The following is a 13,728-nucleotide window of genomic DNA, read 5'->3' on the forward strand; positions in this document are numbered from 1 at the left end:
CCTTAGAGGTCGCCCCGGCGCGGGTGCCGGGCGCTCGGTCGCGGGCGTCAGCTGGTCAGGAGCACTCCGGCGTAGGAGACGGTGGCGATGAGGGTCCAGGAGATCAGGCCGACCGCCACCACACGCGGCCCGGTCCGCGCGAGCGCGGGCAGGTGCACCATGCTGCCGAGCCCTACCATGGCCATGGCCAGAAGCAGTTGCTGCAACCGCTGCGCGCCGTCGAGCACGTCGGCCGGCAGGACTCCGGTGCCGCGCACGGCGATCATGACGAGGAAGCCGACCACGAACAGGGGCAGCAGCGGGGTCCGCCGCGCGGACGCGGTGGCATCGGGCCCCGCGGTGCCGGAGCCGGCGCGCCGCCTGCGCAGGGAGTAGGCGACCGCGGCGACCAGCGGTGCCAGGAGCGCGACGCGCATCAGCTTGACGAGCACCGCCTCGCCGAGCGCCGCCGGGCCCGCGGTCTGGGCCGTCGCGACGACCTGCCCGACGTCGTGCACGCCGGCCCCGGCCCAGCGTCCGAACTGGACGTCGTCCAGGCCGAGCGGGTGGTGCAGCAGCGGCAGCACGCCGATGGCCAGGGTGCCGCAGAGCGTGACCAGGGCGACGGACGCGGCGACGTCCTCCTCGTCGCTGCCGGTGACCTGGCTCACCGCGCCGATGGCGGAGGCACCGCAGATGGAGTAGCCGGTGGCGATGAGCAGGGGCTGGTCGCCGCGCAGGCCCATGCGGCGGCCGAGCCAGACGGTGCCCCAGAAGGTGGCGGCCACGACGCCGACCACCATGCCGGCCGTGGCCCAGCCGAGGCCGAGCACGTCGTCGAGGCTCAGTTGCAGCCCGAGGACGACGATGCCGACCCGCATCAGCCGTTTCCCGGCGAAGGTCAGTCCGGGCCGGGCCCCGCCGCGCAGGGTCGCGCGCAGGCCCGGCAGGTTGGCGGCGGCGATGCCGAGGACGACGGCGGTGGTGGGCACCGGCACGGCGGGCAGCAGCAGGTGCAGCGCGGTCGCGAGCGCGGCGCCGAGGGCGGCGACCAGCAGGCCGGGCAGCACGGCCGCGGCGGCCCGGCGGCGGCCCGCACCGCCTCCGGCGGGGGCGGTCACGGCGGGCGCCGCCGGGGTCGCTCCCGCGGGGGCGGGCGACGGGGCGGCGGCGGGCGCGTGAGTGCGGAGGTTCACCGTTCGCCGACCGGCAGCCGGTAGACCCGCCGCACGCTGGAGCCCAGACGGGAGATGTCGGCCCCGTAGATGTGCAGCGATACGGCCTTGCCGGTACCGCCGTTCCACACCTCGTGGATGTCGCCGGGCGGCGCGAAGCCGCACACGTCGCCCGGGGCGTTGACGACGTCCTGGGTCGGGACGAGGCGGGAGCCGTCGCCGTCGGGGACCAGCCGGTAGCGGCGCTCGTGCTCCTGGCCCTGGTGCACGCCCGTGACGCACCACGAGACGTGGTCGTGGATGGACGTCCGCTGCCCCGGCAGCCAGACCAGGGCGACGATCGAGAAGCTGCCGTCCTCCTCGGCGTGCAGGATGTGCTGGCGGTAGCGGTCCGGGTCGCCCTCGGTGTGCCGGTCGGCCAGCAGGCCGGCGGCGCCGAGGTACGGCGCGAGCCGTTCGCCCACCAGATGGGCCGTCGGGCCGGGCGGCAGGCCACGGCCGACCGTCTCGCGCACCTCGTCGACGAGGCGGGCCAGCCGGGCGGTGGGCGCGGAGAGCGCCGGAACGGTCGCGGAGGTCATGCCCGCAGCGTCCGTGCGCGCGGGCCCGCGCGTCCACTGACAGTTCCTTCACCCTGCCCGCGCCGCTCCTTATGGATGGGGCACGGACAGGGGCCCGGGTCAGCAGCCACTGCGCCGCTCGGCGACCGTCCGCAGCGCGTCGAGCACCAGCGCCGCGGCCGGGATCCGCAGATGGTCGCGCGGCACGTACGCCGCGACCCGGCGGCGGGAGACGGGGTCGAGCGGCCGCCCGGTGACCCGGTCCAGCCGCATGAAGGACAGCACCAGCCCGGGCATCATCGCGACCCCCAGCCCCTCCGCGACCAGCGACTGCACCACCAGGTTGTCGTCGGTGGCGAAGGCGATGTCGGGGGCGAAGCCCAGCTCGGCGCACTCGTGGAGGAAGTTGACCCGGCAGCGCATGCAGCCGGCGATCCAGCGTTCGTCCGCCAGGTCGCGGAGCCTGACCGAGCGGGACCTGGCCAGCCGGTGCCCGGTCGGCATCAGGACCATGAGCTGGTCCTCCAGCAGCGGGATCTCGACCAGGTCGTCCGGCACCGCCTCGTGCAGTCCGGGATAGGTGAAGGCGAGGGTGATGTCGCACTCGCCGCGGGTGACCCGCTCCAGCGACTCGGGCGGTTCGTCCCCCAGCAGCTCGACCCGTATGCCGGGGTGCTCGGCCGCCAGCAGGGCCAGCGCCTCGGGGATCAGGGTGGCGTTGGCGCTGGGGAAGGCGCACAGCCTCACCCGGCCGGTCTCCAGCCGGGTCACCGCCCCTATCTGCTCCCAGGCCACGGACATGCTGTCGAGGATGGTCTCGGCGTGCCGGGCCAGTGCCTCGCCCGCCTCGGTCAGCCGCATGCGCCGCCCGACGCGGACGAAGAGCGCGGTGCCGACCGAGCGCTCCAGCGCCTTCATCTGCTGGGTGACCGCGGGTTGCGTGTAGCCCAGCGCCGCGGCCGCGGCCGAGTAGGAGCCGGCCGTGACCACGGTGTGGAAGGTCTTGATGTGTCTGGAATCGAACACCTACGAATCATAAGAGGAACTTGGGGCAACCCGGCACGGGGCCCTCTGGTGCTTCTGGGACCGCTGCGCCGGGAGGTGTTTGCGTCCGCAATCCGGTGCGTGGCGTCCGCTGCGGGTCCACCATGTCTCTACGGCCTCAACCACACCGCGAGGAGCCTTCATTGAGCGCAGCGCGAACCGCCTCGTACCGCCGGTATCTGATGTGTCCTCCCACGTACTTCCGCGTCACGTACTCCATCAACCCCTGGATGGACCCCACGAAGCCGGTCGACCCCGCGCTCGCCCTGCTCCAGTGGGAGGACCTCCGCGACCGCTACCGCTCGCTGGGGCACACGGTGGACGTCCTGGAGCCGCTGCCGGGCCTGCCGGACATGGTCTTCGCCGCCAACGGCGCCACCGTGGTCGACGGCCGGGTCTTCGGGGCCCGCTTCGCCAACGCCGAACGGGCCGCGGAGGCGCCCGCGCACCGCGAGTGGTTCCTGGGCCGCGGCTACGGCGAGGTGCACGACCCGCACCACGTCAACGAGGGCGAGGGGGACTTCGCCGTCACCGAGAGCTGGCTGCTGGCCGGGAAGGGGTTCCGCAGCAGCCCGCTGTCGCACGCCGAGCTCCAGGAGTTCTTCGGCCGCCCCGTCATCGGCCTGGAGCTCACCGACCCGCACTTCTACCACCTCGACACGGCGCTGTGCGTGCTCGCCGGCGACGAGATCATGTACTATCCGGACGCCTTCTCCCCCGGCAGCCGCGCGGTGCTCCGCCGGCTCTTCCCCGACGCGCTGACCGCCACCCGCCAGGACGCCACGGCCTTCGGCCTGAACAGCGTCAGCGACGGCCTGCACGTCCTGATCCCCTCCGGGGCCACCGGGCTGCTGCGGCGGCTGCGCGAGCGCGGCTTCGAGCCGGTGCCGGTGGACATGTCCGAACTGCACAAGGCCGGAGGCAGTGTGAAGTGCTGCACCATGGAGCTGCGCGACTGACCGTGATACGAAAGGGCGCATGTCGCAGCAGCTGCCCCTCCGCACCTCGTACGACGTCGTGATCGTCGGCGGCGGCCACAACGGCCTGGTCGCCGCCGCCTACCTCGCCCGCGCCGGCCGCTCCGTGCTGCTGCTGGAGCGGCTGCCGGACACCGGCGGCGCCGCCGTCTCCACGCGGGCGTTCACCGGTCTGGACGCACGGCTGTCCCGCTACTCGTACCTGGTGAGCCTGCTGCCCCGGAAGATCGTCGACGACCTGGGGCTGCGTTTCGCCGTCCGGCGCCGCCGCATCTCCTCGTACACCCCGCACGGCGACGGCGGCCTCCTCGTCGACGCCGAGTCGCCCTCCGCGACCCGCGAGAGTTTCGTCCGGCTGACCGGCTCCGACCGCGACTTCGAGGCCTGGCAGCGCTTCTACGGCATGACGCAGCGGGTCGCCGAGCGCGTCTTTCCGACGCTGACCGCGCCGCTGCCCTCCCGGGCCGAGCTGGAGCGGACCGTGGACGACGCGGAGGCCTGGTCGGCGCTGTTCGAACGGCCGCTGGGCGAGACCGTCGAGTCCGTCTTCGAGGACGACGTGGTGCGCGGCGTGGTGCTGACCGACGCCCTGATCGGCACCTTCAGCCACGCGCACGACCCCTCCCTGCTGCAGAACCGCTGCTTCCTCTACCACGTCATCGGCGGCGGCACGGGGGACTGGGACGTGCCCGTCGGCGGCATGGGCGCCCTCACCGACGCGCTGGCGGACGCGGCGCGGGCGGCCGGTGCGGAGATCGTGACCGGGACCGAGGTCACGGCCGTCGAGACCGACGGCACCCGGGCCGAGGTGTCCTTCGAGGGCGGCCTGGTGGGCGCGGGCCACGTGCTGGTCAACGCCTCCCCGTACGCCCTGGCCGAACTGCTGGGGGAGGCGCCCCCGGACAAGCCGGAGGGCGCCCAGCTCAAGGTGAACATGCTGCTGCGGCGGCTGCCACGGCTGCGCGACACGGCGGTGGACCCGCGCGACGCCTTCGCCGGCACCTTCCACATCGCCGAGTCGTACACCCAGCTGGACCGGGCCTACCGCGAGGCGGCCGAGGGCGCGGTGCCCACGGCGCCGCCCTCCGAGATCTACTGCCACTCGCTGACCGACCCCTCGATCCTCTCCCCCGAGCTCGCCGCCCAGGGCGTGCACACCCTGACCCTCTTCGGGCTGCACGCCCCGGCGCGGCTGTTCACGGACGACCCCGCGCAGGCGAAGGAGACCCTGCTCAAGGCCACCCTGGCGCAGCTGGACGCGGTGCTGGCGGAGCCGCTGGCGGACTGCCTGGCGGTGGACGCGGACGGGCGGCCGTGCATCGAGGCGAAGTCGCCGCTCGACCTGGAGCGGGAGGTCGGCCTGCCCGGCGGGCACATCTTCCACCGGGACCTGGCCTTCCCCTACGCGGAGTCGGGCGGCGGCGCCTGGGGCGTGGGGACCGCGCACGCGAACGTCCTGCTGTGCGGGGCGGGCGCGGTGCGCGGCGGCGGGGTCAGCGGCGTCCCCGGCCACAACGCGGCCATGGCGGTGCTGGGCGGCCGCTGAACGCACGGCGGGGTGCGGCCTGCGCGGTGCGCGACGGCTCCCCGGCAGGCGAGCCGCTCCGCGCACCCGGGGCACCGGCCGCACGTCGTCCCGGACGAGGTCGCGCAACTGCCGGCGCCGCACCACGCGGTCCGGCGAGCCACCATCCGCCGCCCACCGCCCGCCGACGACAGGCGGTCGCTCCCCGGACCCGGCGCATCGGCCTTGTCCGGCGGCCCGCCCCGGGGTTACTCCGGCTCCGCCGGAGGAGGCGGCCACGTGTCGCCCCAGGTGACGTCGCGGGCGGCGCGGTACAGCGGCCCGTGCCGCTTGGTGACGGTGTCGCGGCGCAGGCCGTCCTCGACCGTGCACAGGTCGACGAGGACCTGCCCCTTGCGGATCTGCGGGTGCCGGACCACCCGGTCCGGTGAGCCGTGCCGCGCCGCGGGGAAGCGGGCCGCGGCGACGTAGCTGAACTTCTCGTCCTCGTACGGGAGGGAGCCCCCCTTGACCTGCCGGTGCAGTGAGGTCCGGGCGACCCGCGCCGCGAAGTGGCACCAGTCCGGGGCCTGCACCGGGCACGTGCCGTCGTGGGGGCAGGGAGCGAGAACGTGGAAGCCGTCCGCGACGAGCCTCGCGCGCGCCGCGAGGATCCGCGCGTAGCCGTCGGGGGTGCCCGGCTCGACGATGAGCACGGCGCCGCGCGCCGCCCTGGCGGCCTCGGCGACGACCGCGTCGCGGTCGGGTCCGGTGAGCTCGCCGATGACGTACGACAGCGTGACCAGGTCCGCCTCCGGCAGCCGGGCCCCGCCGCCCAGCGGCGTCTTCTGCCAGCGCGCGTCCCGCACCGCCGCGTGCTCCGAGCCCGCGGCCAGCTCACGGCCGAGCGAGAGCGCCGCGTCCGACCAGTCGAGGACGGTGCTGGTGTGCGTGCCGTCCTCCCAGGCGTCGGCGACCGCCCAGGTCGCGGCGCCGGTCCCGCCGCCCACGTCCAGGTGGCCGGCCGGGGCCCACTCCCCCGCCCGGGCCCGGAACTCCGCCAGCGCCGCGCCGACCGCGGCGTGGGTGGCCGGCATGCGGTACGCCGCGTATGCGGCGACGTCGGAGCGGTCGCGGAGGATCGGGGTGCTGCTGGGGGTGCGCCCCCGGTAGGTGGCGATCAGCCGGTCGACGGCCTGGGCGGCACGGCCGGGCGGGAGCCCGTCGAGGAGACCGGCGAGGGCGGATTGCAGAGAGGACACAAGGATCAAGGGTAAGGCCCGCCCGGAGCGGGCCGGCGCGGTCGCCGGCAGGGTGCTCCGGCACCCGGTCGGCAGGAGGTCGCGCGATGTTCCTGGAGATCGTGCTCACCGCTGCCCCCCTCGACCGGACGAGGCCGAGGAGGCGCAGGAGGCCGCGTTCGGGGACGACGGTGAGATCACCGGCGCCTGGACCGGCGAGGGCCGCTGCCACCTCGACCTGGAGGTCGATGACGCGGCGGACGGGGATGAGGTCCTGCGGCGGGTCGGCCGGGTCCGCCGGGTCCTGCTCGGCCTCGGTCTCGGCGGCCACGCCAGGGTGATCGTCCGGGACCGACGGAACCCCTGGGGCAGGCCCGGGGGTTGCGTCGGTCCGGATCCTCGCGGCGTCGTGCCATCCGGCCCACGCATCCGCCGCGTTGTCGTCGGTGACCCCTAGGCTCTGCCGTCATGACCTCGCCGGATGATCAATCGGATGACATGCGCCGAGACTTCGGCCGGCTGTGGGGCGCCTACGCGGTGAGCGCGGCGGGGAGCGCGGTCGGCTCCGGGGCCCTGCCATTGGTGGCCGTGCTGGCGCTGGACGTCACGACCTTCCAGGTCTCCCTCCTCGCGGCCCTGTCGGCGCTCGCGGGCGCCGCCATCGCCCTCCCCCTGGGCGGCCACGTGGAGCACCGCCGCAAAAGGCCGGTCATGATCACCGCCGATCTGGTCCGCTGCCTCGTGCTGCTCAGCGTCCCGGTCGCGGCCGCCCTCGGCGTGCTCACCTTCGCGCAGCTGTGCCTGGTGGGTGTCTTCCAGTCGGCCGCGGCCATCGTGTTCGGCGCGGCGAGCACCGCGCACCTCAAGGGCCTCGTCCCGCCGGCGGAGCGCCTCCGGGCGGCCTCGCGGCTGGAGACCACCAACTGGCTCAGCCAGAGCGCGGGGCCGCCGATCGGCGGGCTGCTCGTCACCGCCTTCGGGACGACGGTCTCGCTGGCCGTGGACGCGTTCTCCTTCCTGCTGTCCGCCCTGGGCGTCCGCCGGATCCGCCGCCCCGAACCGGTGCCCCCGGCACGGTCCCGGTCGCACGGCCGCGGCCGGGAGCTGATGGCCGGCTGGACCTACGTCCTGGGGCACCGCGGACTGCGGCCGCTGTTCTGGAACGCCATGCTCTTCGGCGGGGCCATCATGATGAGCAGCCCGCTGCTGACCGTCCTGATGCTCCGCGAACTGCGCTTCGCTCCCTGGCAGTACGGCCTGGCGCTCGGACTGCCCTGCCTCGGCGGCGTCCTGGGCTCCCGCCTCACCGCCCCGCTGACCGGCCGGCTCGGCCCGCACCGGGTGCTGCTCCTGTTCGGGGTCCTGCGCACGCCCTGGCTGCTGCTGCTCGCCTGGGCACCTTCCGGCTCCCTCGGGCCCGTCGTCCTGATCACCGCCAACACCTTCCTGCTGCTGGCCGCCGGTGTCTTCAACCCCTCCTTCACGACGTACCGCATGGCCGCGACGGACGACGCCGTCATGACCCGGGTCGTCACCGCGTGGTCGGTGGGATCCAGGACGGCCCAGCCGCTGTCCATGCTGGCCGGCGGCGCCGTCGCCGCAGTGGGAGGTGTCCGCCTGGCGATCGTCGTCGCGGGCGTGCTGTGCCTGGCCAGCGCCCTGCTGCTGCCCTGGCGCGCACTGCCCTCCGCGGCCGCCGGCGGGGCAGGGGCTGGGAAGGAGGCCGAGCCCTCGGGCAAGCCCGCCACGACCTGAACCCCGTCGGGCTGCCGTCGGAGTGGGACGGCGAGCCGGACGGTGTCATCACGGTGGCCCCTGTGGACCGGCGCAAGCGGCCGGCCGGCCGGGTGTTCCGTCCCGGCGCTCCGGCGTGTCCGTCGTGTCCGGGGTGTCCGTCGTGCCGTGCCAGGAACGCCAGAGGGCGGCGTAGGCCCCACCGCCGGCCACCAGGTCGTGGTGGGTGCCGAGCTCGGTGACCACACCGCGGTCCATGACGGCGACGCGGTCCGCGTCGTGTGCGGTCTGCAGCCGGTGGGCGATGGCGATGACCGTACGGCCCCGCAGGACACCGGCGAGGGCACGCTCTGTGCTGCGCGCCGTCGTGGGGTCGAGCAGTGCGGTGGCCTCGTCCAGGATCAGGGTGTGCGGGTCGGCCAGCACGACCCGGGCCAGGGCGAGTTGCTGCGCCTGGGCGCCGTCGAGGCGGTGGGCGCCACCGCCGAGTTCGGTGTCGAGACCGCCGGGCAGTTCACCGGCCCAGCCGGCGTCGACGGCGGCGAGCGCGGCGCGCAGCTCGGTGTCGCCGGCGGCCGGTTTCGCGATGAGGAGGTTGTCGCGGAGCGTGCCGTGGAAGACGTGGTGTTCCTGGGTGACCAGGACGACCTGGCGGCGCAGGTCGTCCGGGGCGAGGTCGGCGACCGGCACACCGCCGACGGTGACGGTGCCGCTGCGCGGCCGGTCGACGCCCGCGAGCAGCCGGCCGAGGGTGGACTTGCCGGCCCCGGACGGGCCGACCACGGCGAGCCGTTCCCCGGGCCGTACGTCCAGGTGGACGCCGTGCAGCACATCGCCGCCGTGGCCGTACGCGTACCGGACGTCCACCACCTCGATGCGGTCGTCGGCGGGCACGTCCGTGGTGGGCGGCCCGGCCCCGGGGACCATGGCCAGGCCCTCGACGCGGGCGTACGAGGCGGCGCTGCCCTGCAGGTGCTCCACCCACAGCAGCAGGTTGTCCAGCGGCCCGGCCATCTGCCGCAGGTAGATCGCGGAGGCGATCACGGTGCCGAGGGAGACGGCACCCCGGGCGTGCAGCGCGCCGCCGGCCAGCAGGACGCACACCACCGGCAGCGTGTAGGAGACGTCCACGGCGGGGAAGAGCACCGTGCGCAGCCAGAGCGTGCGCAGCCGGGTGCGGCGGGCCTGCGCGACGGCGGCCTCGGCCGTCGCGACGCGGCGTTCCTGCAGGCCGAGCGCCTCGACGGTGCGGGCCCCGCCCGCCGTGGCCGCGAGTTCCTCGGCGAGCGCCGAGTTGGCCTCGCCCTCGGCCAGGTAGGCGGCGCGGGCCCGGCGCAGGTACCAGCGCAGGGCGACCGCCATCACTGTCATGCCGGCCAGGCCGCACAGTCCGAGCAGCGGGTCGAGCAGGACGACGGCGCCGACGACGAACAGCACCTGGACGCAGGAGATGAGGACCTCGGGCACCGCGTCGCGCAGCGTGACGGCGACGGCGGTGACGTCGGTGGTGCCGCGTGCGACCAGATCGCCGGTGGGGACCCGTTCGACGGTGGCGGCGGGCAGCGCGAGCGTACGGTCGAGGAAGCGCTCGCGAATCCGGGCCGCGGTGCGCTCGCCGAAGCGGGCGCCGGCCCGCAGGGCCTGACGGGAGAGCAGGATCTGCAGCACCGTGCAGGCGGCGATGGCGAGCGCCAGCCGGTCCACGGCGGCGAGGGCGGCGCGGCCGGGCGCGTCCTTGACGGTGTCGACGATCGCGCCGAGCAGCCGCGGCCCGGCGAGTCCGGCGGCCGCGGCGAGCGCGTTGAGCGCGAGCACTCCGGCGAACGCGCGCCGTTCGGCGCGCAGTTCGCCGAACGCGGCGCGACGGACCCGGGCGCGGTCGGCGACCGGCAGCACCCCCGTCACCTTCCGGCCTCCTCACCCGTGCCGCGCGCCACCAGTGCCCGGTAACCGGGCTCGTCGCGCAGCAGGTGGTGGTGCGTGCCGGTGGCGGCCGCCTTGCCGTCGACGACGAACACGACGACGTCGGCCTGTTCGAGCACGAGCGGCGACGTCGTGGTGACCAGGGTGGTGCGGCCCTGCCGCGCGGCGCGCAGCCGTGCGGCCATCGCGGCCTCGGTGTGCGCGTCGACGGCGGAGGTGGGTTCGACGGCGAGCAGGGTGTCCGGGGCGGCGTGCAGGGCGCGGGCGAGCCGCAGCCGCTGGCGCTGGCCGCCGGAGAGGTTGCGGCCCTGGGCGGCGACGGCGGAGTCGAGGCCGTCGGGGAGGGCGTCGACGACGTCGTCGGCGACGGCGGCGTGGACGGCCGCGCGGATCGCGTCGTCGGCCGGCTCGTGGCGTCCGGCGACGACCTCGCGGACCGTGCCGGCGAAGAGGTCGGCCTCGTTGTCCGCGACGAGGACGCGGTCGCGGAGCGCCTCCACGCAGACGGCGTGCAGCCGGACGTCGCCCCAGGTCGCGTCGGAGGGGGCGAACCGGCCGAGCCGGTCGACGACGGCGACGGCGTCCTCGGGGCGGGTGGCGGCGAGCGCGGTCAGCAGCCCGGGGCGGACCTCCACTCCGGAGCCGGGGTCGCGCAGCACGGCGGGCCCGTCCGGGAGGTGGGCGGTGACCCGCCCCGGGGCGTCCGGGTCGTCGGCGTGTTCGGGCCGCAGGGCGAGGAAGCGGATGACCCGCCGTGCGGCGACGGTGGCCCGGGCGAGATCGGCGCCGCCCTCGATGAAGAACGCCACCGGGATCACCAGCACGGCGACGTAGCCGTAGACGGCGACGAGGTCGCCGACGCTGAGCGAGCCCTGTGCGGCCATCCGCGCGGCCAGCCAGGTCACCACCGCGAGGAAGAGCGCGGGGAGGCCGTTGCCGAGGGCGCCGACCCAGCTGGTCACGGCGCCGACCCGGTACCCCTGCTCGCGCAGGTCCGCGGAGTCGCGGCGGTAGCGCGCGGCGTACGCGTCCTTGCCGCCGAGGCCGCCCAGCACCCGCAGTCCGGTCACCACGTCGACCAACCGCGCGGTCAGCGCGCCCTGTTGTTCACGGTAGCCGGTGCCGACCCCCTGCAGCCGGCGCAGCAGGGGCCCGACGGTGAGGGCGAGCAGCGGCACCCCGGCCAGCACCACGACCGCGAGCAGCGGGGATATGGACAGCAGGAGCACCGCGACGGCGACGTACGCGACGACGGCGCCGACCCCGGGTCCGGTCACGGTCAGCGACTGCGCGATGGCCTGCACGTCGCTCATGCCGATGGCGACGACCTCGCCCGCCGTGACCCGGCGCGGCAGGGTGGCACCGAGGCGCGTCGCGTGCGCGACGGTGACCCGGACTGTGCGGAAAGAGGCGTCCATCCGGACCTTGGTCATCGTCCGGTGCCGCGCGACGCCGAGCCACGCCGTGCCCGCGCTGCCGGCGAGGATGGCCGCGGCCCAGCCGGCGAGGGCACCGTGGTCGTGCGCGCGCAGGCCGTCGTCGACCGCGCGCGACAGCAGGTACGGCGAGAGGGCCAGGCTCGCCATCCACGTGCTGCCCAGCAGCGCCCCGAGCACCACGCGGCGGCGCTGGCTGACGACCAGCCACCACAGGAACCGGACCGGACTGCCGATGTGTCTCGGGGCGGGAGCGATGCGGCTTCCTGGCATGGCCACACCATACTGACCCGGTCCGCCCGCTCCGTCACCCGCCCACCCGCCCGGAATGAGCGGTTCCACCCGCGCGCGCCCGTATACGAAGTGCCGGGGCGTACCGCACCATGGCCAGGGGGCGCACGAACCGCCCACCGGAGCGCGTCCGGGGGTGTACAGGGCGCCCGCGACCCCGCACAATCAGGAACGCTCCGCAGACGGCGCATTACCACATCACAGGGCCACTGAGCGGACAGATCAAGCCGTATGTGAACTTCAGGACAACTGGCCTCCGAAATTTCGTAAACCGCAGCGAACACACAACTGTTTGGCATAGCGTTCCGGGTTATTACGGCGCACGGCTACTTGGGGAAGTAGCGGGTGTGCCCACTTTTGTCGCGTTGTGCCAGGGGGGTCCATGCGGCGTGTCGGTATACCCAATTCAGTCCCGATAGATACGTCCCCCGCGCCCGGCCGTACGGCCGCCCCGCGCGGGCTGAGCGACAAGGCCCGCTGGTACCTGCCGGCGGCGCTCGTCACGGACGCGGTGGGGGTCGCGCTCCCGGTGGGAGTCGTCTTCGACGCCACGCTCCAGCCACATCCCGTGCTGTGCGCCGTGACCGCCGCGGCCGCCTGGCCGACCGTCCAGATCGCCCGCCGCCGGTACGGCCAGCGCGCGCTCGGCGAGTCGCGCAGCGGGCTGTCCGTGCTCTACGACTGGCTGGTCCTGCTCGGCGTGCTCGCGGTGGTCCGCGCGCTGCTCGGCGAGCACTCCGAACCGTACGTGGCGCTGCTCGCCCTCACCCCGGGTCTGCTGCTGACCACCGCCTGCCGCAAACTGACCTACCGTCATCTGCTGGCCTCCCGCCGCGAGGCGCACGCGGTGCGCCGCGTCCTGGTGATCGGCGAGCCGAGCGCGGCCGACTACGTCGTCGACCAGCTGGCCGCGCGCACCGACCACGAGTACGTCGTGGTCGGCACCATCCCGGTGGGCCTGGCCAACCTGGAGTGCGGCGCGCCCGTGGCCGCCCGGCTGGAGTCACTGGCACCGGCGCGGCCGAGCGCCGACTCCGGCGCGGTGCTGACCGCGGCCCGGGAGCTCGGCGCCGACCTGGTGCTGGTCGCGCCCGGCCCGCGGATGGCCGGCGAACGCCTGCGGCGGCTGTCGTGGGCCGTGCACGACGCCGGCATCCCGCTGGCCGTGCTCCCGGGCCTGACCGACGTGGCGGTACGCAGGGTGGAGCTCACCTCCGCCGCCGGGCTCACCCTGCTGCACATCAGCCCGCCGCTGCGGCGCGGTTTCCAGGTGGGCCTGAAGGAGGTGCTGGACCGCGCCGGGGCCGCCGTCGGACTGCTGCTGCTCTCCCCGCTGTTCGGCCTCATCGCGGCGGCGATCCGGCTGGGCTCCAAGGGGCCCGTGTTCTACCAGCAGATCCGGCATGGGCTGGACTGCGTGCCCTTCACCATGTGGAAGTTCCGCACGATGGTGACGGACGCCGACGACCGCAAGCCCGAGCTGGCCTCCGCCAACGAGAACGACGGCCTGATGTTCAAGCTGCGCCGCGACCCGCGCGTCACGCGGGTCGGGCGGATCCTGCGCCGCTGCTCGCTGGACGAACTGCCGCAACTGATCAATGTGTTGCGGGGCGAGATGTCGCTGGTCGGCCCGCGTCCCCCGCTGCCGGACGAGGTCGCCCGCTACGACGAGGTCGCCCTGCGCCGGCTGTCGGTGAAGCCCGGCCTGACGGGCCTGTGGCAGGTCAGCGGGCGCTCGGACCTCTCCTGGGACGAAACGCTGCAGCTCGACCTCCGGTACGTCGACAACTGGACCTTCACCAGCGACGTCGACGTGATGGCCCGCACGTTCCGGGCCGTCGTGGACGGCCGCGGAGCGTACTGA

The 13,728-nt window shown here is 74.8% G+C and carries 10 protein-coding genes; 4 read left to right on the forward strand and 6 right to left on the reverse strand.

Features of this window, described 5'->3' with window-relative positions; genetic code table 11:
• Nucleotides 1-47 precede the first annotated feature (47 nt).
• The 3 genes from AC3EUJ_RS12425 to AC3EUJ_RS12435 form a co-directional block, all read right to left on the reverse strand.
• Complete coding sequence (locus AC3EUJ_RS12425; RefSeq protein ID WP_431961169.1) at nt 48-1,100, reverse strand: YeiH family protein; 1,053 nt, start codon at nt 1,098-1,100, stop codon at nt 48-50.
• A 71-nt stretch (nt 1,101-1,171) separates the two neighbouring features.
• Complete coding sequence (locus tag AC3EUJ_RS12430) at nt 1,172-1,735, reverse strand: cysteine dioxygenase family protein (protein ID WP_431961170.1); 564 nt, start codon at nt 1,733-1,735, stop codon at nt 1,172-1,174.
• A 99-nt stretch (nt 1,736-1,834) separates the two neighbouring features.
• Nucleotides 1,835-2,740, reverse strand: a complete 906-nt coding sequence (locus AC3EUJ_RS12435) for a LysR family transcriptional regulator (protein WP_431961171.1) — start codon at nt 2,738-2,740, stop codon at nt 1,835-1,837.
• 161 nt (nt 2,741-2,901) lie between these two features.
• On the opposite strand from AC3EUJ_RS12435, the gene ddaH reads away from it, so the two are divergent.
• Both ddaH and AC3EUJ_RS12445 read left to right on the forward strand, forming a co-directional pair.
• Nucleotides 2,902-3,717 (forward strand): dimethylargininase, encoded by an 816-nt coding sequence (gene ddaH / locus AC3EUJ_RS12440; protein WP_431961172.1) that lies wholly within the window; start codon nt 2,902-2,904, stop codon nt 3,715-3,717.
• A gap of 31 nt (nt 3,718-3,748) precedes the next feature.
• On the forward strand, nt 3,749-5,281 hold the full coding sequence (locus AC3EUJ_RS12445) for a phytoene desaturase family protein (protein WP_431961243.1): 1,533 nt from the start codon (nt 3,749-3,751) through the stop codon (nt 5,279-5,281).
• Between the two features lie 227 nt (nt 5,282-5,508).
• Here AC3EUJ_RS12445 and AC3EUJ_RS12450 read toward each other — a convergent pair whose 3' ends face one another.
• A complete protein-coding gene (locus AC3EUJ_RS12450; protein WP_431961173.1) occupies nt 5,509-6,501 on the reverse strand; it encodes a small ribosomal subunit Rsm22 family protein in 993 nt (330 codons plus the stop codon).
• 477 nt (nt 6,502-6,978) lie between these two features.
• Between AC3EUJ_RS12450 and AC3EUJ_RS12455 the strand changes: the two genes are divergently transcribed.
• Entirely contained in the window at nt 6,979-8,235 is a 1,257-nt protein-coding gene (locus tag AC3EUJ_RS12455; protein WP_431961174.1) for an MFS transporter, read from the forward strand.
• A 48-nt stretch (nt 8,236-8,283) separates the two neighbouring features.
• Here the strand turns inward: AC3EUJ_RS12455 and AC3EUJ_RS12460 are convergent, their stop codons facing one another.
• Both AC3EUJ_RS12460 and AC3EUJ_RS12465 read right to left on the reverse strand, forming a co-directional pair.
• Nucleotides 8,284-10,119, reverse strand: a complete 1,836-nt coding sequence (locus AC3EUJ_RS12460; protein WP_431961175.1) for an ABC transporter ATP-binding protein — start codon at nt 10,117-10,119, stop codon at nt 8,284-8,286.
• Nucleotides 10,116-11,846: an ABC transporter transmembrane domain-containing protein gene (locus AC3EUJ_RS12465; protein ID WP_431961176.1), complete on the reverse strand. Its 1,731-nt coding sequence runs from the start codon at nt 11,844-11,846 to the stop codon at nt 10,116-10,118. Before AC3EUJ_RS12465 ends, AC3EUJ_RS12460 begins: the two co-directional genes overlap by 4 nt.
• A gap of 400 nt (nt 11,847-12,246) precedes the next feature.
• On the opposite strand from AC3EUJ_RS12465, the gene AC3EUJ_RS12470 reads away from it, so the two are divergent.
• A complete protein-coding gene (locus AC3EUJ_RS12470; RefSeq protein WP_431961177.1) occupies nt 12,247-13,728 on the forward strand; it encodes a sugar transferase in 1,482 nt (493 codons plus the stop codon).

The organism is Actinacidiphila sp. bgisy160 (genome assembly GCF_057707815.1).